Origin of the sequence: Brevibacterium sp. UCMA 11754 (genome assembly GCF_021532275.1) — a bacterium.
Taxonomy (GTDB): Bacteria; Actinomycetota; Actinomycetes; order Actinomycetales; family Brevibacteriaceae; genus Brevibacterium.
The window spans coordinates 104,927-124,660 of record NZ_JACBOT010000001.1 but is presented as its reverse complement, the minus strand read 5'-3'; the positions used below and the strand labels follow the sequence as shown (position 1 = coordinate 124,660).

Genomic DNA, 19,734 nt, shown 5'->3' with positions numbered 1-19,734 from the left:
CAGTGGTGACGCCTGTGCGTCCCCGCAGGGACGCACAAGCATCGTGTCACGCGCGTTCGATCGGCAGCCAGAGCTCGGTGGTGGCCGTGCTGAAGTCCGCTGCCCGGTCGATGATCGCAACGATCGAGGGCCCGGGCCGCAGCTGCCACGGATTCGACGGAAACCACTCAGCTGCCGTCGCCGACCAGGTCGTCTGCAGTGCTTCGGGAAAGCGGCCGGCAGTGGTGAAGACCGCCCAAGTTCCCGCCTCAACGTCGATGACGTCGAGGTCCTCAGGTGCCGAAGCGGGTGTCCCGACCGCGACGCCGTGCAGGTAGGTTAGCTCGGTGCCTTCCCGGTAGTCCGGGTCGACATCGGCTGTGACCTGAAGCAGTCCGGTGGGCTCTGCGTCGCTGAGGCATTTGAGGCGAGCGTGCTCATCCGCAGGCAGAGATTCGATGTGCTCGCGGATGTGCGGGTTCTCTCCCTCGTGGATGAGGGGCACGCGCTTGGCGTGGCCGATGAGTGAGAATGCCGGTTTGTCGGTGATTCGAGTGTCCATGGAAGAACTCCCTTCGATCGTCAGGCGGAACCTGATGGTTGATTGACTGCGAAGGGGGCCACCGTCGCGCCGAACCGCTGATGGGCTCACACCGTGGACTGAGTGGAACGCTCGCCCGAAGGCCTCAGCCGATCCGTATCCGAAGCGGACCGCGATGCCCAACAGGCCACGGCCGGCCGCCACATCGGCGGCAGCCACGGTCATCCGGCGACGTCGAACGTATTCCGACAGCGACATCCCCGCCAGGGACGAGAACATGCGCCGCAGATGGTATTCGCTCGTGCCGAGTGTCCGTGCCAACGATTCGATGTCGAGATGCGAAACCCCTTCGACTCCGACAGTGCTGCCGGTATCGGCGAGGTCCGACTCGATGAGGTCGATGAGCGTATTGAGTTCAGCGATCACGGTGTCTCCCTTCACTCATCAATGGTTCCGCGCAGGCGGTGTACACCGCCCGACAATCTCTGCCCGATTCAATCATGTGCGCGTTCGTGAGTCAGCACAGCGATGCACCCCACTGCCGAACTGGTCACTTCACCCCACGAGCGGTGCCGAATCGCCTCCGTGGGCATAGTGTCGTCTCATGACCGTCATACCCAGGGTCGCTCCAACGCCGGAGCCGCCGACCGCGCTCGCCGTCTCGGCGGTGCTCGCGGGTGCGCTGTGCCTCTCGATCTCGGCGATCCTGGTCAAGCTCGCGGGCGTGGACGCGGCGACGACCGCCGTGCTGCGGTGTGCGATCGCGGTCATCGCCCTCGTGCCCCTGGCTCTGTTTGAGCGTCGACGCCACGGTGGGCTCTCCCGAGCCGGGATCCTCTGGGCGATCGCGGCCGGCATCGCGCTGGGCATCGACTACATTGCGTGGACGGCGTCGATCTACCTCGTGGGCGCGGGCGTCTCGACCGTGCTCGTCAATGTCCAGGTCATCGTCCTGCCCCTGCTCGCCCTGCTCATCGATCGTGAGCGTGTGAGTGCTCGCTTCCTCGTCTCCCTGCCGCTGATGCTCATCGGCGTCGGCCTGGTGGGAGGCATCGTCACGCTGACCGAGGTGGGGGACAGTGCCGTCCTCGGCACCGTTCTCGGTCTGATCGCGGGAATCGGCTACGGGGTGTACATGTTCCTCACCCGCCGTGGGACCAGGCGCAAGGCCGAGGGGACACTTCAGCCCTTGGCCTGGGCGACAGCCTCGGCGGCGGTGACCTCGGCGATCATCGCGCAGTTCACCGGCGGCCTCCACCTGGCAGGGATCGGCCCGAAGTCCTGGATGTACCTCATCGCCTTGGCCCTGCTCGGGCAAGTGGTGGCGTGGCTGCTCATCAACAGGGGCAGCGTCCGATTGGTGCCGACGATGACGGCGAGCCTGCTGCTCATCCAGCCCGTGCTCGCGCTCGTGCTCGCGGCGCTCACCCTCGGCGAAATGCTCACCCTGGGACAGGCGATCGGCGCCGGCCTCGTTGTCCTCGCGGTGGCAGTGGCCAACGGAGTGTGGCGACTGCGGAGGAGACCCCACGCTGCTCGGAGTCCAGGGGACGATCTCACGGCGCCAGGCTCGGTGCCTCTGTGATGCCGAACCGTGTCTTCAGCGCCCGTTTGGCGGCGAACCAACCGTTCATGCCGTGCACGCCGGGTGCCGGTGGGGTCGCTGCCGAACACAGGTAGGCGCCGGGGACGCCGAGGCTGTAGTTGTCCCAGCTGGTGCGCGGTCGGGCCATCATTCGGTAGAAGGAGACGAGCCCGGTGGCGATGTCGCCGCCGATGTAGTTCTGGTTGTGGCCTGCCATCTCCGATGCGGGGATCGAGTTGTAGGTGACGATGGTGTCGCGGAAGCCGGGGGCGAAACGTTCCATCTGCCTGATGATGTACTCGGCCGGATCGATCGGGCAGTCGAAGGGTACGTGGCAGTACGTCCACAGCGGGCGCAGACCATTCACCTCACGTGATGGGTCGAACACGGTCGGGTCGGAGACCAGACAGACCGGGTCGGCCGGCATGCGTCCGGCGATGACGTCAGCCTCGGCGGCGGCCATCTGCGCCCGGGTTCCTCCGACGTGGATGGTGCCGGCGCGATTGATGTTCGGGTCGGCCCAGGGCACGGGCCCGTTGAGGACGAAGTCGACCTTGGCCGCAGCATTGCCCTGCTTGAAGCTGCGCAGCGATCTGTCGACCTTGCCCGGGATGAGGCCGGAGAAGATCTGGGCGGCATTCAGTGCCGAGGTGTCGAGGAGGTAGGCCCGGGCAGCCGGCATATCGGAGACGTGCTCGATGCGCGCATTCGTCGTCACCGTGCCGCCGTGGGCCTCGAGGTCGGCGACCATGGCGTCGATGATCGCCTGCGAACCACCGACGGGGGAGGGCCAGCCGCCGGCGTGGGCAACGGTCGAGAGCATGGTGGCCGTGGCGGCCGTGCCCATGGCTGGTAGCCCGCCGATCGCATGTGCGGCAACACCGGTGAACAGTGACTGAGACGTCTCATGCGAGAGCGGAATGTTCCAAGCCGGGCTCGCCTGGGACAGCAGCCGCAGCCCGAACTTCACCACATTCGCGATGCCGGGAACATCACGCAGGGTCTCAGGAATGGAGCGCTTGTCACCGAGGGAGAGCCAGATCGCGTCATCGACACGTTCGAGGAGCGGGGCGAAGAACCGTCGCCATTCGGGTCCGGCCGCGCCGAGGTGGTCGACCGTAGTTTCGAGATCGTGGAATGCCAGCGCAGCGGGCTGATCGTCCAACGGCTGGGCGTAGGAGACCTCCGGAGTGGTGAACTCGAGTCCCCGAGCACGCAGGTCGAAGTCGACGAAGAAGGGACTCGAGATCGCCAAGGGATGCACGGCAGAGCAGATGTCGTGGGTGATGCCCGGAGCCAGGCCCAGGTCAAGGGTGCGAGCACCACCGCCGACGGTCGACTGGGCCTCGTACACCTGCACGGACAGACCGGCTCGAGCCATGGTCACGGCCGCTGCCATGCCATTGGGGCCCGATCCGACGACGACGGCATCTACCTCAGCGTTGCTCATGGGATCAGTCTAGGGGAGAGGTGTGAGGACGCCTCTGATCGCGGGACGAGCCAGATCTTCGTTGTCGAAGATCCAAGTGGCCCGGTCCCAGGGCGAACATTGCGCGAAATAGAGTCGCTGTCCGCCGACATAGCGATGGTTGGACTGCGCCTCGGGATCAGAATCGAACTGCCCGGGGAAGCGTTCGTTCCCGCGGGGAACAGAGACGGCGAAAGGCACCTGCACCCACACACTTACATCCCACAGCTCTCGAAGTTCGGGCCGGTGGAGAAAGATCCCATCTACGAGGAGGACACAGTCGTCTGGCAGATCGAGTTCTGCAGGTGTGACGGCTAGGTCGGCATCAACATCCCAGACCGCTGGCGTGATCGACAGACCATGTCTGAACGGAGTCACGACGGATCGGATGAAGGCTTCGTGGTCATAGGAATCGCGATAAAAGGAATCGGGGCCCCGGCCGTTCGCGTACCGAATCGAGCGGGGATGATGGAATCCGTCGATGCTCAGTGACGAAATGGGGCGCAATCCGTCCTGGGTGGCAACCTCAACGAGTTCTTCGGCCAAGACTGTTTTGCCCGCACCGTCGAGCCCATCAATGGCGACTAGAACTCGTTTGCCGATATTGACCTCGCGCAGCAGTGAGAGCAGTTGGCGGAGAACTACACGACGGTCAGGCATCAAGTGCGGGATACGGACATCGCGGCAACCTCAGAGGCTATGTACTCGGCGATCCGGTCCGCGGCAGCGGTGCGTCCGGCCGTGCGCTCGCCATCTTCAACGCTCGGGTTGTAGTTCGTGTTGGTGTTGATGTCGTAGACGACCTGGCGGCCATCGGCAGTCTCGATGAACTCGATGCCAGCGATGTCGATGTGCAGCTCGGTCAGGAGCGTCTCCAGCCTGCCGATGAGGGGCGTGCGCGCGGTGATGTCCTCACGCACGGAGAACGGGTCGAGTGGTGCGGCAGATGCGGAGGGGATCTCGCATGCTTCGGCGGGGCACAATTCGAAGGACCCATCGGAGACATCGACTCGCACCGCATAGTGGAACCGGCCGCCGATGAACTCGGCACGGGTGACGAACGGCTGCGCCGGCTGCACATATTCCTGGACCAGTGTGATTCCGTCGATCGGCTCGTTCGCACCACCTGCGGCGAAGTCATTTGCAGCCCCATCGAGTTCGGCATGAGACTCGAAAAGGCGCACGCCAAGTCCCTTGCCGCCCTGGTTGTGCTTGGTGATGAAGGGCGGTGCGAAATCGCGCGCCGCCGTGGACAGCGCAGCACTGCCGAAGACCGCCGAGGTGCGCGGGGTGTCGAAGTCGCGAATGGCGAGCTCACGGTTTTGGCGGATTTTGCTCACTTCGAGTTCGTAGACGTCTGCGCCGTTGATGACGGTGCGTCCTGCAGTCTGGAGCCAGGCGAGCACCGCACGCCCGTAGTCCTTGACGTGTGGATCCGTGCGAGTATGCGCCGAGGCGGACAGCCGCGACCAGAACAGGCCCTGCGGCGGCTCTGTGGTGAGATCGATCGAGACTTCAGGCAGCAGCCATTCGACGAAGGGGATGTCTAGTCGATCGAGGGCCTGCGCAAAAGGTGCGATCCATTCGGGATTGTCATGAATGATGTAGACCGCCGGACCGTCCGTTACGGGAAGCAGCTGTGTGCTCATCTGTATTACCTCGCATCCTGCAGCGACGGCGAAGGGTGACTGCACCCGCACACCTGTTCTGCTCAACAATCCTAATCCGAGCGACCTCGTTTATGCGAGGGACGCAGAATGTGAACCGAGCGCTCCAGCTTCACCGGCTTTCGTTCTGCGCGTACGCCTCGTCGAAGAAGGCCAGTTCGAGGTCGACCGCACGGTGCCAGATGTGAGTCAGTCGACTTCGCGCCGCGGCGGATTCTGCGTCCTCGTCGGTGGGGAATACGCGCTCAAGTTCGTCGACGAGGAACTGCACCCAGGCCCGGAAGGCGTCACCGCGGTGCAGGTCGATCCACCTGGAATGGACCCGGCGTGGAGGCATCGGATCCGAGCGCTCGCCCCAATCGAGGTAGAGCCATTCGGCGATGACGAGCACGACGAGCAGTTCTGCGTAGGAGGCCGAGTCGACGGCCTCGTCCATGAGGTCACGAAAGCCCTCGGTCGGCTCAGCCAGCCGGGGGTCAGCGTAGTCGGTGGCAGGGACACCCACCTCGGCGAAGGCCATGAGGAAATACGAATCCTCGTCGGCTTCGAGGAAGCCGAGCTGCTTGGCGAACCGCAGCTTGGGCCCGAGCGCATCGCCGTGAGCGACGCACGCGCCGAGCATCGAGAGGAACGATTCGAAGAACTGGTAGTCCTGGACCAGGTACCGACTCATCACGGAGTCATCGACCGTGCCGGCAAACAGCTCGGTGACGAACCTATGCCCGACTGCCGCCTCCCAGGTCTTTGCTGATTGTGCTCTCATCGCTGCCACGGCCCCACCCGGCTGCAAATGAATAGTGGTCATTGCTGTGTCCTCACTTCCTCCGCCGGTGCTCACCGGATCAGGTTCAAAGGGTCTGCTCGCGCACTCTCAGCGCCATTTCTCGGCGCTCCCCTGGGGTGGTTCGAGCCTAACACCAGCTATGATCGTCAGGCTGTTCCCCATGTCACCCCCGCGGCGTAGACTCACATCATGGCTATCGCAAAGCAGCCCGTCATCGTGCTAGATGCCCCTGACGCCCGCGAACTCGCGGAGTTCTACGGCAAACTCCTCGACTGGGAAGTCAGAGTCGATGACGACGGCACCTGGGCAGAGATCACATCCGATTCCTGGCCGCCGATCTGCTTCCAGCAGGTCGAGGACTACCACGCTCCCAGTTGGCCGAGCCAGGCGCATCCGCAGCAGATGCACATCGACGTCATGGTCGACGACTTGGACGTCGGAGAGGCAGCGGTGACCGAAATCGGCGCCGGTAAGGCTGCCGAGCAACCGGGGGAGACCTTCCGCGTCTTCCTCGACCCTGCCGGGCACCCGTTCTGCCTCTGCGCGAACTGAACTCCCGTTTAGAGTGATCACATGCGCGTGATCACCTCCTTCGATGACCTCGAACCGGTTCCATGGGCCAATGGTGCGGGGGAGACGACCGAGCTCGTCTCGCTCACCGAATCCCAGAATCTGACCCCGAGCCGACGGCGGTGGCGCCTGAGCATCGCGCGTCTGGACCGTCCGGCTGCGTTCTCCCCATTGCCGGGCCTGGCGCGCACGTTCCTTCCTATCGGCGCCGAGGTTGTCCTTGAGATCGACGGACAGGTGCACCGCGTCGCCCACGATGAACCTCAGAGATTCCGTGGGGACCAGATTGTCTCCCTCATCGAACTGGGCACTCCGTGCTTCGCCCTCAACCTCATGGTCGAGTCGGACGACGGCGCAGAATCGGAACAAGTCGGGATGGAGATGTCGACGCGATTCACCGGTTCTGACCTCTTCGCAGTGACCTTGGAGTCGGGTGCCGGCTACCCGAGATTCCAAGTGCTGGAACTCGAGGAATCGGACGTACTTCCCGATCACCTCGGCGTGGCCATTCTGCACTGAGACGGCGACTGAGACGGCGGTCCTCGAGGCGGTCGAATTCGGACCTGCGAGTATCCTGCAAAGCGCATGTCCTGTGCGTCACACAGATCGGCATCATCGCAGGTCAACAGCCATGGGGGCGCTGCCTTCTCACAGTGTTGTCTCAGCTTCTGAGGGGGTGGGTCAGGAACTCCGAAAATCTACGGCCGATACTGGACTCAGAGACCAGTCATCGGAGGTATTTTGGTGTCGAATCAGAATGAGTCAGGCAGACTGAACGGGCAGAACGTCGCAGCGTCCGATTACGACAGATCAGCATCGGAAGACGGCGGATCCGAATCGACCGTGCAGGCATCACAGACCCTGCCTCTGATCACCGAAGAACTCGCCGCCACACACGCCAGGAACACCCAGTCGACACCGACGCCGACCTCGCACGTGACCACACCGGTGATGCCGCCGAATCCGATCCGACGCGAAGAGCAGCCGGTGTCAGCAGGGTCGGCGACTCGGATGATGCAGGAGAACACCACTGCAGTCGGTGAGTCGACAGCGAAGGATGGCGTCGCCGAGAATGCGAAGGGCGACGTCTCCGAGAAGAAGGAGAAGAGCGAGAGCAGGGTCTCGGCGACCCAGCTCGTCGCGGGTGCCGCAGCCGCAGCCACCTCCTCGGTCATCGGCGGACACCTGGGCGTGGCCGGAACGGTCGTCGGTGCAGGGGTCGCGAGCATCATCACCGGACTCGCGGTGACGCTCTACACCAGCAGCCTCGACAAGGGCAAAGAGAAGATCAAAGAAGTCGGCACGAAGCTTGCTCCGGCAGTGAAGGCGAAGTCACTCGGTGCCAAGACTCAGCGATCCCACGCCACCAGCACCTTCGGGAGCCTGAGCGACGAGGCGGACGCGGCCACGACCGTCGACGCCCCGTCAGCGCAGCACCTGTCACCCGATGCCACCGGCGCGGCCAACGATGAACCGAAATCGTGGTGGCAGAAGCTGCGCCGCAAACGCGTCCTCTACCCGGTGGCTATCGGGGTGGCGACATTCGGGATCGGGCTGGGTGCCGTGGTCATGGCCGAATCATTCACCGACGCCGACATCTCGCCCGGGACCTCTCAGATCTCACGGTCAGTGACCGGAGATTCCGGCGCCGGGGATGCCTCCGAAACATCGCAAGACGGCGGCGGCACTGCCGAATCCAGCTCTTCCGGCGACGATTCCCAGCCCGGCCAGAACCCGAACCAGGGGAGCGGAGCCGAGAGCTCGACGACGAGTGAAGGACAGTCCACCTCGGCGAACGAGGGCAGCTCCACCACCTCCTCGACCGCAGATCAGACGGGGACCGACCAGGGCACCGATGCCGGTTCATCCACAACCACCGGCGACGACACTACAGGAGCCGCCAGCGATTCGAGCGGATCCAGCAGTGCCGAAGCGGATACCTCGGGCGGGGGCGCAACTTCGACGGACGGGAGCTCGAGTTCCGGCTCGCAGGGTGGAGCGGGAAGCTCTGGCTCCGGCAGTTCGAGTGGAGGATCCAGCTCCAGCGGAGGCTCGGGCGACGGTGTCGGCAGCGGTTCCGGCTCGAGCTCTGCAGGCGGTGGAAGCACCGCGACTGCCGAAGGCTGAGGGGCAGGAATATTGAACAGGGTGGCCTTGGTTGTACCGAGTAGGGAACCTGGATACCGTGAAAATCGGTTGCGCCAGTCTTCTGCACGCTGCCAGGAACTCGATATCAGGGGAGCCGTGATCGGCCTTCGCTTCATCGCATACAGGCGAGCGATGCTCGTCCTATGATGGTTGAAGTGGACCGGGAAGTATGACTCCCCGTCGCTCAATCGGTTGAAGGAGAAGCAATGACTAAACACGCTGATCATGAACATCCAGGATTCGACGGCACGAAGCCCTCGACGACCGAATCAGGTGCCCCACGTGAGTCCGACGCGCACTCACTGAGCGTCGGAGCAGACGGCCCGCTCCTCCTCCACGATGTTGCACTCGTTGAGAAGCTGGCTCGGTTCGACCGCGAACGCGTTCCCGAGCGCAGCCCGCACGCCAAAGGATCCGGTGCCTTCGGTCAACTGGAGATCACTGCAGACGTCTCTGCCTACACCCGGGCGAAGTTCCTGCAGAAGGGCGCCAAGACCCCGATGCTCGCACGGTTCTCCACCGTCGCCGGTGAGCTGGGCTCACCGGACTCCTGGCGCGACGTGCGCGGATTTGCACTCAAGTTCTACACCGAAGACGGAAACTTCGACATGGTGGGCAACAACACCCCCGTGTTCTTCGTCCGCGACCCCATGAAGTTCCCCGACTTCATCCACTCGCAGAAGCGCACCCCCGATTCGGGTCTGCGCAGCAACAACATGCAGTGGGACTTCTGGTCGCTCTCGCCGGAATCGGCACACCAGGTCAGCTACCTGATGGGACCGCGTGGCCTGCCCAAGACCTGGCGGAACATGAACGGCTACTCCTCGCACACCTACTTGTGGGCGAACGAAGCCGGCGAACGCTTCTGGGTCCAGTACCACTTCCACACCGATCAGGGCGTGGAGAACATGAGCAACGAGGAAGCCGGCCAGCTCGCTGGCGAGGACGCCGATATCCACCGTCGCGATCTGTTCGATGCGATCGAGCGCGGCGATTACCCGTCGTGGACCGTCCACGTCCAGATCATGCCGTACGAAGAGGCGAAGACCTACCGCTTCAATCCCTTCGACCTCACGAAGACCTGGTCGAAGAAGGACTATCCGCTCATGGAGATCGGCAAGTTCACGCTCAACAAGAACCCGTCGAACCACTTCGCGCAGATCGAGCAGGCTGCATTCAGCCCCTCGAACACCGTGCCGGGCACCGGAATCTCGCCCGACAAGATGCTCATGGGCCGCGTCTTCTCCTACCCTGATGCACAGCGTAACCGCATCGGCACGAACTTCAACCAACTGCCGGTCAACGCTCCCATCACGAATACCAATTCCTATGACAAGGAAGGTCAGATGGAGTACCACCACTCAGGTGATGCCCCTGTCTACGCACCGAACTCCTACGGCAGGTCCTACCAGGCCGAGGAGACTCAGGTCGAAGCACGGTGGGAGTCTGATGGTGAACTGGTCCGCAGCGCCGCCACTCTCCACGCGGAGGACGACGACTTCGGTCAGGCACACACTCTGGTCCGTGAGGTCTACTCCGAAGAGGAGCGCCAGGGTCTCATCGAGACCGTCGTCGGTGCACTGAAGGACGGCGTGGAAGAGCCAGTGCTCTCTAACGTCTTCGCGTACTGGCGCAACATCGATGAAGAGGTCGGCCGCGCAATCGAGGACAAGTACAAGTCCGAGACCGCGTGATCCTAGGGTCGGTGTGAGTCGGGTGGTGTGAGCATCGGCGCGAAGCTGATGTCTGCTCCCGGCCGCCAGCGGCCAGACATGTCAACGACCCGGATGCCTCAAAGCGAGGCATCCGGGTCGTTCGAGTCTGCGAAGGCTCAGCCCGTTCAGTCGTCGATCTCGTCGAGAAGCTTCTTCTCATCAATGGCCAGCTGCTCCTTGTCGAGGTGCTGCATGAAGTGCTTCTTGCCTCGGGCATACCAGAGCACAACGCTGAGGACGAGCACGGCAAGGACCGCGATGGGTGAGTAGTTGAAGGTCGAGATGGTGATCGGCAGTGTCGGTGGCAGCACGAACAGGATGCAGATGAAGATCACCCAGACGACGGCGATCCACCCGATGACTGCGCTCCACCGTCCCAGATTCCACGGACCCGGCTTGAACGCATCGCCCTTGAGTCGGCGCAGCAGCACGGGGGCAACGTAGGCGATGTAGAGCCCGATCACCGCCACACTCGTCACCGCCAGATAAGCGGTCTCATTGAAGAGCGCCGGCACCGTCAGGATCGAGGACAGCACGATGCACAGCCAGATCGAGTTCGTCGGTGTGCCGGTGCGTGGGTTGACCTTCTTCCAGTACTTGGATCCGGGGATCGCATCGTCGCGGGAGAACGCGTAGCTCATCCGCGAGTTCGCCGTCACCGAGGCCATGCCGCAGAAGAACTGGGCGCCGCAGACGATGAAGAGTAGGAACTTCGCCATCGTCGGGTTGTTCAGGGCATCGAGGAACACCTGCGCTGGCGGCAGTCCCGTTGCGGTGGCGTTGAGAGCGGTCAGGCCCGCCTCGGAACCGTCCTGGATCGCAGCCGTGATCGAGTACAGCAGGATCCAACCGCCGATGATCGAGATCAGGACGCTCATGACGATGCCCTTGGGTGCTGCGATCGAAGCGTTCTTGGTCTCCTCGGCCACGTGCGCCGAAGCGTCATAGCCGGTGTAGGTGTACTGAGCCATGAGCAGGCCCATGAGGAAGACGAACGGCATGAACGTGAACCCGGTTTCGTTGTGCCAGGCCGTCATTGTCCAGCTGAACGACTGATGCTTCGTGGGCATGATCCACAAGGCTGTCACGATGACGAGCACACCGACGATGTGCCACCAGGCTGAGACGCCGGAGAGCAGGTTGACCAGGTTGACGCCGAAGGTGTTGAGCAGGCCATGCAGGGTGATGATGACGAGGAACAGGATGAAGGTGTTGAGCGCAGTAGGCACGACCCCGAAGGTCAGTGCTGCAAAGGCCATCATGGTCGTCGCCGCGCCGTAGTCGATGGCTGCGGTCACTGCCACCTCGCCGAGGAAGTTGAACCATCCCACGTACCAGGCCCAATGTCGCTTGTTGCGTTTGGCCAGACGACCGGCCCAGAAGTACAGGCCACCCGCCGTGGGGTACTTCGAGCAGACTTCGGCCATGGCCAGTGCCACGCAGAGGACGAAGATGCCGACCAGCGGCCACCCGATCGTGATCGCTGCCGGCCCGCCCGATCCCAACGCAATGCTGTAGGAGGTGATGCAGCCGGCGAGGATCGAGATGATGGAGAAGGAGACTGCGAAGTTGCCGAAGCCCGACATGCCGCGCTTGAGCTCCTGTTTGTAGCCGAGCTCGGCAAGACCGGCCTCGTCAGCGCTGAGGGCTGGGGCCGGATCGTCGGGTGGAGAGGATTCATTGCTCATGGAGAACACCGTTCTTCTCGAAATGGTTGCTTCCGCTGGCCGGTTGCCTGGCTGCCTGCCTGGTTGGCTGGATCGGTCGTCGCTGACCGATCGGCTTCGTCGGGTTCCGGCGCTCGGCCAGACACTGACACTGCGGCTGACGCTTGCACCTCCATTGGGAACGCGACCGTACAACGTGTGCGGAAGTCGCGAAACTTGTGCATGATGCAGCTCACAGCCTTGTTCTGACGTTGAGCTTGTCACCGCGCCTATGGTTTGTCAATAGGTATTTGTTCATACCGCAAAGCAGTGATGTCGCCAATTTCGCTTCAGCTATTGCGCACAAATGGTCCAGTGGCATACCTTAAACATGAGAGTCTTCCTGAACCGCCACTGCCGCACAGAATCACCCCCGCAACGATGCGTGACCCAGTCCGTCGCAAGCTTGCGAACACATCGCCTGGGTGGGCTACCGAGAAGAGGAACCATGAGCGTGACTTCATCAGATATGACCCTGGAGCAGCTGCAGGCAGAGATCGCCGCCGGCCGCATCGACACAGTCCTCGTCGCCGCCACGGACATGCAGGGCAGGCTTCAGGGCAAGAGGATCACCGGCCGCTTCTTCCTCGATGAGGTGATGGACAACGGGACCGAAGGCTGCAACTACCTCATGGCCGCCGATGTGGAGATGAACACCGTCGACGGTTACGAACTCACCTCCTGGGAACGCGGCTACGGCGACCTCATGTTCGTCCCCGACTACTCGACCCTGCGCCGCATTCCCTGGCACCCGGCGACGGTCATGGTCCAATGCGACTTGGCCTTCCTCGACGGATCACCGTTGAGCGTCTCACCACGACAGGTGCTCAAGGCTCAGCTGGAGCGACTGGAGAAGCTGGGCTATTCGCCCATCGGTGCCACGGAACTCGAGTTCGCCCTCTACAACACCGGCTACCGCGAGGCGATGGCTGGCGACTACCGCAACCTCGAAGCCGCCAGCACCTACAACATCGACTACTCCCTCTTCGGCACCGGTCAGGTCGAAGGCTACCTGCGACGACTGCGCAACGAGATGGACGGCGCCGGGCTCTACACCGAAAGCGCGAAGGGCGAGTGCAACCTCGGCCAGCTCGAGGTCGGCTTCCGCTACACCGACATGCTGACCACCTGCGACAATCACGTCGTCTACAAACTCGGGGCGAAGGAGATCGCAGACCAAGAGGGCAAGTCGGTGACCTTCATGGCCAAACCCAATGACCGCGAAGGCAGCTCCTGCCACATCCACATGAGCCTCAGCGACACGGACGGCACACCGGTCTTCCCCGCCGGCCACGGCACTGAGATGTCGAAGACGATGCAGCACTTCGTCGCCGGAGTCGTCGCCACCCAACATGACTTCACCTACCTCTACGCCCCGAACGTCAACTCCTACAAACGCTTCGCCGACGGCTCCTTCGCCCCCACCGCAGTGGGCTGGGGGTGGGACAACCGAACCTGTGCCGTGCGCATCGTCGGCCACGGTCCCGCCCTGCGCTTCGAACAGCGAGTCCCCGGCGCAGACGCCAACCCCTACCTTGCGAGTGCGGCCCTCATTGCGGCCGGAATCCACGGAATCGAGAACCAACTCGAACTGCCCGAAGCCCTTGCCGGCAACGCCTATACCCAGAATGCCCCGACCATCCCACGCCGCCTCCACGATGCCGTTGCGTCCTTCGAATCCTCCGAGGTCGCCCGCCATGCCTTCGGCGACGAGGTCGTGAACCACTACACCCACGCCGGTCGCGTGGAGATGGCGGCCTTCGACGCCGCAGTCACCGATTGGGAGGTCCGGCGTGGCTTCGAACGACTCTGACCCGAGGACGCGCCGCCCGCTCATCGGGCTTCCCACCTACTACGGCCGCGGCCAATTCGGAGTCTGGGATCGGGATGCGGCGTTCCTGCCCAGCGTCTACGTCACCGCTGTCACGCGCGCCGGCGGTCGAGTCGTCCTCCTGCCCCCGGAAGACCCCTGGACTCTGAACGAGGTGGCCGATCTCGACGGCATCATCCTCACCGGCGGTGACGACGTCGACCCCGGACTCTACGATGCGCAGGCCCACCCCCGCACCCAGGTTCCCAACGTGCGTCGCGACTCCTTCGAGACCACCCTGTACCGTCATGCTCGCACTGCGAAGGTGCCGGTCTTCGCGATCTGCCGCGGCGCCCAGATCGTCAACACCGTCCACCGCGGTTCCCTCCACCAGCACCTGCCGGATGTCGAGGGCTTCGGTGCTCATGAGGCAGTGAAGAAGGACGACTTCGCCGAGGTGGCCGTGCGGACCGAATCCGGCACCGCGGTATCCGATCTGCTCGGAACCGGCACCACGGTCAGGTGCCATCATCACCAGGCCATCGACCGCCTCGGCGATGGGCTTATCGTGAGCGCACGCTCCGAGGACGGCTGCATCGAGGCCCTCGAGACTTCAGACGGTGCCATGCTCGCTGTGCAGTGGCATCCCGAGGAGACCCTGGACGATCTGCGGCTGTTCGCCGGCCTTGTGGCGGCTGCGACCCAGCGCATGAGCGCACCATTGACGAAACCCGACACCACGACACCCGAGACGAATGCGGAGGCCCACCGATGACCGAAGTGATCAACCCCGCGACCGAGGCACTCATCACCTCGGTCGATGCCCACAGCGCCGAGGCGACGAAGGGCGCGATCGGCCGCTCCGCCGACGCCTTCGCTCGGTGGCGGGCCACAGCCCCGGCCGAGCGGGCCGAACTGCTGCGTGCCTTCGCCCGCGCCGTCGATGCCGACATCGACAACCTTGCCGCGCTCGAGGTCGCCGAGGCCGGGCACACCATCGGCAACGCACGGGGCGAGGCCGGAAACGTCCGCGATGTCCTCAACTACTTCGCCGGCGGGGTCGAGCGCCACCTCGGCGATCAGATTCCCGTGGCCGGGGGAGTCAACATCACGTTCAACGAACCCCTCGGGGTCGTCGGAATCATCGTGCCGTGGAACTTCCCGATGCCGATCGCCGGCTGGGGCTTCGCACCGGCGCTCGCCGCTGGCAACACCGTGGTCCTCAAACCCGCCGAGCTGACCCCTCTGACGGCGATCCGCCTCGGCGAACTGGCCCTGCAGGCAGGAATTCCCGCCGACGTCTTCCAGGTCATCCCCGGCAAAGGATCCGTCGTCGGCCAGACCTTCACCGATGACCCCCGAGTCGCAAAGATCGTGTTCACCGGATCAACCGCGGTGGGCGAGGCGATCATGGCCGACGCGGCCAAGACGATGAAACGGACAACGCTGGAACTCGGCGGCAAGTCCGCGAACATCGTCTTCGACGACGCGGACCTCGAACTCGCCGCGGCCACCGCACCCTACGGCGTCTTCGACAATGCCGGCCAGGACTGCTGCGCCCGCTCGCGCATCCTCGTCCACGACTCGGTCTTCGACCGCTTCATGGAACTCCTCGAACCAGCGGTCTCCGGAGTGGTCGTCACCGATCCCAGCCTCGAGGAGGCAGAGATGGGACCGCTCATCTCCGCCGGCCACCACGAGAGCGTGGCCGGATTCCTCGATGGTGTGGACATCGCGTTCACCGGCAGCGCCCCCGAGGGTGCCGGCTACTGGATGGCGCCGACGGTCGTGCTGCCGAAGTCACCGCGTGATCGCATCGTCACCGAGGAGGTGTTCGGGCCCGTCGTGACCGTGCAGCGTTTCAGTGACGAAGCAGAGGCGATCACCATGGCCAATGATTCACCCTACGGACTCTCGGGATCGATCTGGACCCGCGATGTCGGTCGCGGACTGCGGGTCGCTCGCGGCGTCGACTCGGGGGCGCTGTCGCTGAACTCCCATTCCGCGGTGCGCTATTCGACCCCCTTCGGCGGGTTCAAACGCTCCGGCATCGGCCGCGAACTCGGCCCCCACGCGATGGACTCATTCACCGAGACGAAGAACCTCTTCATCGCCACGGACTGAGCGGCTGGCTGCCGCAATCACCCACACACGTGAACACCACCAACGGGCAAAGGACACACCATGAACGAGACAGCAGCGACGGACTCGACCCAGATCATCTGCCGGCGCCTCCCGGGGCGAACCGCAGTCGTCACCGGAGGTGCCAGCGGCATCGGCCTGGGCACCGCGAAGCGCCTCGCCTCCGAAGGCGCGAACGTCGTCATCGCCGACACCAACGCAGATTCGGGTACAGCCGCCGCCGAGGCGGTTGGAGGCCTCTTCGTATCCACCGACGTCACCGATGCTGACCAGGTGGAGAACCTGTTCCAGACGGCCTTCGACACCTACGGCAGCGTGGATGTCGCCTTCAACAATGCGGGAGTCTCCCCACCGGCAGACGCCTCGATCACGGAGACCGGCCTCGACGTGTGGCGCAAGGTCCAGGACATCAACCTGACCTCGGTGTACCTGTGCTCGAAGGCGGCGCTGAAGCACATGCGCAAGCAGGGCCGCGGCTCGATCATCAACACGGCCTCCTTCGTGGCGCTGATGGGCTCGGCGACCTCCCAGATCTCCTACACCGCGTCGAAGGGCGGAGTGCTGGCCATGTCGCGGGAACTCGGCGTGGAGTTCGCGAAGGAAGGCATCCGCGTCAACGCCCTGTGCCCGGGGCCGGTCAACACCGAGCTGCTCCGGGAACTGTTCGCCAAGGACCCGGAGATGGCGGCCAGGCGGCTGGTGCACGTGCCGATGGGGCGCTTCGCCGACGCTTCCGAAATGGCTGCCGCCGTGGCCTTCCTCGCCAGCGACGATGCCTCGTTCGTCACCGCACAGTCGTTCACCGTCGACGGCGGCCTGACCAACGCCTACACGACCCCGCTGTGAGCGGCGATGGCATGACGGCGGGGCAGTCCGCGCGCAGCCAGGTGACGGCGCTGCGGGCGATCGCTCCCGCCCGCTCGGGCAACATCTTCGAGGAGACGATCGAGTGTCTGCTCCAGATCATCCGCCTCGGGATCATCCCGCCCGGTCATCGCTTCCCACCCGAACGCGAACTCGCCGAGCAGCTGCGGGTCTCCCGGGCGACCCTGCGTGAGGCGATCTCGGAGCTGCAGACCGCCGGCTGGGTCAATGTCCGCCGAGGTCGTGGTGGCGGAACGTTCGTCTCCCGCACTCCCGCAGGCGGCTGGGCGCCCAGTCCGACCCATGACGCTGACACCGGCCTCGGGTCCGGGTTCTCCGCAGCTGAGGTCGAAGACACCCTGACCTGGCGTCGTGTGATCGAGATGGGAGTCGCCGAGGTGGCTGCCGGGCAGGATCTCACTGCACCTCAGCGAGGTCAGCTGGTTGGAGCCATGGACGCGAGTCGGCAGTCGAGCCTGGCCGAGTACCGGCGTTTGGACTCCCAGCTGCACCTGACTTGGGCGCAGGTGACAGGCTCACCGAGCCTGGTGCGCTCGATGGTCGAGAGTCGGACTCGGGCGAACAAACTGCTCGAGCGGATCCCGATGATCGAACCCAATCTGGCCCATTCGCACGAACAGCACCAGCGGGTCCACAACGCGATCCTCGCCGGAGATGCCGACGGGGCCCGCACGGCGATGGCTGAGCATCTCGACGGCACTGCAGCATTGCTGCGCGGCTTCCTCGCAGAGCCCTGATCACGAGCGGCTTCGAGCAGGCCTCACCCCTTCCCGGCCGCCTCCTGCTGGGCGCGTTGGGCGATGCGACCTCCGGCCAGGACCATCTCGACCTGCCGGGGCGAGAGCGTATGGCGGAATTCGAACTGTCGTCCGTCCACCTCGGCGCTTACGGTCCCGCCGTCGGCCAGCTGATCGCGCAGTCCCCGGAACTGAAGGACCTCACCCTGGGACAGGGTCTCGTAGTCGTTCTCATCTGAGAATTCGAGGGCGAGGACGCCGAAGTTCGCGAGGTTCTGCCAGTGGATGCGCGCCAGGGATTTGGCAATGACGATGCGCAGTCCCAGATAGCGCGGGGCGATCACGGCATGCTCACGCGATGAGCCCTGGCCGTAGTTCTCCCCGCCGATGATCGCATGGCCGCCGGCATGGCCAGCTGCCCGTTCGGCGTAGCTGGGATCGACCTGGATGTAGACGAACTCTGAGATCTTGGGAATGTTGCTCCGGTAGGGCAGGACCCGGGAGCCGGCGGGCATGATCTCGTCGGTGGAGACGTTGTCGCCGACCTTGAGCATGATCTCGAGATCGATGTCCTCGGGCAGCGGATCGAAGTCAGGCAGTGAGGAGATGTTCGATCCTTTGACCAGCTCGACCTGCCGCGCCTCGTCGAGTGGAAGCGGTGGGACCAGCATCGACCGATTGGCGGAGAACTTCTCCGGGAGTCTGACCTGCGGATACTCGATGCCCAGCTCGCGTGGGTCCGTGATCTTGCCCGTCAGTGCTGCGGCTACGGCAGTCTCCGGAGAGCACAGCCACACGGCGTCTTCGTCGGTGCCCGAGCGGCCGGGGAAATTCCGCGGCATCGTGCGCAGGCTGTTGCGACCCACGGCTGGGGCCTGTCCCATACCGATGCAGCCCATGCAGCCCGATTGGTGGATGCGGGCGCCGGATCCGACCAGTGAGGTCAGCCATCCGCCGGCGATGAGGTCGGCGAGGATCTCTCGCGATGTCGGGTTGACGTCGAGTGAGATCTGCTCGTGGATGCGGCGACCTTCGAGTGTCTCGGCGACGACGGCGAAGTCCCGCAGTCCCGGGTTGGCCGAGGAGCCGATGACGACTTGGAAGACGTCCTCACCGGCGGCTTCGCGTACGGGGCGGACGTTGCCCGGCGAGGACGGCGCGGCGATGAGCGGTTCGAGCTGCGAGAGGTCGATGGCATCGTGGAGATCGTACTGCGCGCCTTCGTCGGCTTCGATCCGGGTGAAGTCTTCTCCCCGGTCGCTGGCTTCGAGGAAGTCCCGGACCGCGTCGTCGGCGGGGAAGACCGTGGCCGTGGCGCCGAGTTCGGCACCCATGTTCGCAATCACGTGGCGGTCCATGGCGGTGAGGTCCTTGAGCCCCTCGCCGTAGTACTCGATGATCTTGCCGACCCCGCCCTTGACCCCGTGACGACGCAGCATCTCGAGGATGACGTCCTTGGCCGACACCCACGGCGGCAGCGTGCCGGTGAGTTCGACTCCCATGATCTGGGGTGCACTGATGTAGAGCGGTTCGCCGACCATGGACATCGCGATCTCGAGACCGCCGACGCCGATGGCCAGCATTCCCAAGGCCCCGGCCGCGCAGGTGTGGGAGTCGGAGCCGATGAGGGTGGCACCGGGTTTGCCGAACCGTGACTGGTGGACCGGGTGGGAGACACCGTTGCCGGCCGGGGAGAACCACAGACCGAATCGCTGCGCGGCAGAGCGCAGGAACATGTGGTCTTCCGGGTTCTTCTCATCGGTCTGCAGAAGGTTGTGGTCAACGTACTGGACAGAGGTGTCCGTGCGGATCCGGTCGATGCCCAGTGCTTCGAGCTCGAGCATCACCAGCGTTCCCGTCGCGTCCTGAGTCAGCGTCTGATCGATGCGGACTCCGATCTCGTTGCCGGGTTCAAACGTGCCGGATTCCCGATGTGAGCCGATGAGCTTCTGAGCGACATTCTCAGCCATCGTCACCCTCCTTATGAAGTGGTCGAA

At 64.2% G+C, this 19,734-nt stretch carries 17 protein-coding genes and 1 riboswitch; of the genes, 10 read left to right on the top strand and 7 right to left on the bottom strand.

Going from position 1 to position 19,734, the window contains the following annotated elements:
• Window positions 1-46: 46 nt before the first annotated feature.
• Entirely contained in the window at window positions 47-946 is a 900-nt protein-coding gene (locus tag HX613_RS00575; RefSeq protein ID WP_235343537.1) for an AraC family transcriptional regulator, read from the bottom strand.
• A gap of 178 nt (window positions 947-1,124) precedes the next feature.
• On the opposite strand from HX613_RS00575, the gene HX613_RS00570 reads away from it, so the two are divergent.
• The gene (locus HX613_RS00570) at window positions 1,125-2,105 is read left to right on the top strand and encodes a DMT family transporter (RefSeq protein ID WP_235343536.1); all 981 of its coding nucleotides are present in this window, start codon (window positions 1,125-1,127) and stop codon (window positions 2,103-2,105) included.
• On the opposite strand, the gene HX613_RS00565 is transcribed toward HX613_RS00570, so the two are convergent.
• The 4 genes from HX613_RS00565 to HX613_RS00550 all read right to left on the bottom strand — a co-directional run bounded on the left by HX613_RS00565 (window position 2,077) and on the right by HX613_RS00550 (window position 6,045).
• Complete coding sequence (locus HX613_RS00565; RefSeq protein WP_235343535.1) at window positions 2,077-3,555, bottom strand: phytoene desaturase family protein; 1,479 nt, start codon at window positions 3,553-3,555, stop codon at window positions 2,077-2,079. The two genes, HX613_RS00570 and HX613_RS00565, sit on opposite strands and share 29 nt — an antisense overlap.
• A gap of 9 nt (window positions 3,556-3,564) precedes the next feature.
• The gene (locus HX613_RS00560; protein ID WP_235343534.1) at window positions 3,565-4,233 is read right to left on the bottom strand and encodes a uridine kinase; all 669 of its coding nucleotides are present in this window, start codon (window positions 4,231-4,233) and stop codon (window positions 3,565-3,567) included.
• Entirely contained in the window at window positions 4,233-5,222 is a 990-nt protein-coding gene (locus tag HX613_RS00555; protein WP_235343533.1) for an ATP-grasp domain-containing protein, read from the bottom strand. The genes HX613_RS00560 and HX613_RS00555 overlap by 1 nt, the downstream gene beginning before the upstream one ends.
• A 130-nt stretch (window positions 5,223-5,352) precedes the next feature.
• Window positions 5,353-6,045, bottom strand: coding sequence for a TenA family protein (locus HX613_RS00550; protein WP_235343532.1), 693 nt, complete (start codon window positions 6,043-6,045; stop codon window positions 5,353-5,355).
• A riboswitch (TPP riboswitch) is annotated at window positions 6,042-6,147 on the bottom strand. (Overlaps the previous gene by 4 nt.)
• A 66-nt stretch (window positions 6,148-6,213) precedes the next feature.
• Between HX613_RS00550 and HX613_RS00545 the strand changes: the two genes are divergently transcribed.
• From HX613_RS00545 to HX613_RS00530, 4 genes are all read left to right on the top strand, one after another.
• Window positions 6,214-6,576, top strand: coding sequence for a VOC family protein (locus tag HX613_RS00545; RefSeq protein ID WP_198398124.1), 363 nt, complete (start codon window positions 6,214-6,216; stop codon window positions 6,574-6,576).
• A gap of 21 nt (window positions 6,577-6,597) precedes the next feature.
• Complete coding sequence (locus HX613_RS00540; RefSeq protein ID WP_235343531.1) at window positions 6,598-7,113, top strand: HutD family protein; 516 nt, start codon at window positions 6,598-6,600, stop codon at window positions 7,111-7,113.
• Between the two features lie 225 nt (window positions 7,114-7,338).
• A complete protein-coding gene (locus HX613_RS00535; protein ID WP_235343530.1) occupies window positions 7,339-8,721 on the top strand; it encodes a hypothetical protein in 1,383 nt (460 codons plus the stop codon).
• Between the two features lie 227 nt (window positions 8,722-8,948).
• Entirely contained in the window at window positions 8,949-10,436 is a 1,488-nt protein-coding gene (locus tag HX613_RS00530) for a catalase (protein WP_235343529.1), read from the top strand.
• A gap of 146 nt (window positions 10,437-10,582) precedes the next feature.
• Here the strand turns inward: HX613_RS00530 and HX613_RS00525 are convergent, their stop codons facing one another.
• Window positions 10,583-12,145: an amino acid permease gene (locus tag HX613_RS00525; protein WP_235343528.1), complete on the bottom strand. Its 1,563-nt coding sequence runs from the start codon at window positions 12,143-12,145 to the stop codon at window positions 10,583-10,585.
• A 466-nt stretch (window positions 12,146-12,611) separates the two neighbouring features.
• Here HX613_RS00525 and HX613_RS00520 point away from each other — a divergent pair, with 466 nt between their 5' ends.
• Genes HX613_RS00520 through HX613_RS00500 form a run of 5 tightly spaced genes read left to right on the top strand, consistent with a single transcriptional unit; the run spans window position 12,612 to window position 17,737 of the window.
• Complete coding sequence (locus HX613_RS00520) at window positions 12,612-13,976, top strand: glutamine synthetase family protein (protein WP_235343527.1); 1,365 nt, start codon at window positions 12,612-12,614, stop codon at window positions 13,974-13,976.
• A complete protein-coding gene (locus HX613_RS00515) occupies window positions 13,957-14,748 on the top strand; it encodes a gamma-glutamyl-gamma-aminobutyrate hydrolase family protein (protein WP_235343526.1) in 792 nt (263 codons plus the stop codon). The genes HX613_RS00520 and HX613_RS00515 overlap by 20 nt, the downstream gene beginning before the upstream one ends.
• Entirely contained in the window at window positions 14,745-16,097 is a 1,353-nt protein-coding gene (locus tag HX613_RS00510; RefSeq protein ID WP_235343525.1) for an aldehyde dehydrogenase family protein, read from the top strand. The genes HX613_RS00515 and HX613_RS00510 overlap by 4 nt, the downstream gene beginning before the upstream one ends.
• Before the next feature lie 60 nt (window positions 16,098-16,157).
• A complete protein-coding gene (locus HX613_RS00505) occupies window positions 16,158-16,961 on the top strand; it encodes a 3-oxoacyl-ACP reductase (RefSeq protein WP_235343524.1) in 804 nt (267 codons plus the stop codon).
• Between the two features lie 11 nt (window positions 16,962-16,972).
• Window positions 16,973-17,737 carry a FadR/GntR family transcriptional regulator gene (locus tag HX613_RS00500; RefSeq protein WP_235343523.1) on the top strand — a complete coding sequence of 255 codons (765 nt, stop codon included), beginning with the start codon at window positions 16,973-16,975 and terminating at the stop codon, window positions 17,735-17,737.
• Window positions 17,738-17,760: 23 nt separating this feature from the next.
• On the opposite strand, the gene HX613_RS00495 is transcribed toward HX613_RS00500, so the two are convergent.
• Window positions 17,761-19,707 (bottom strand): aconitate hydratase, encoded by a 1,947-nt coding sequence (locus HX613_RS00495; RefSeq protein WP_235343522.1) that lies wholly within the window; start codon window positions 19,705-19,707, stop codon window positions 17,761-17,763.
• Window positions 19,708-19,734 lie beyond the last annotated feature (27 nt).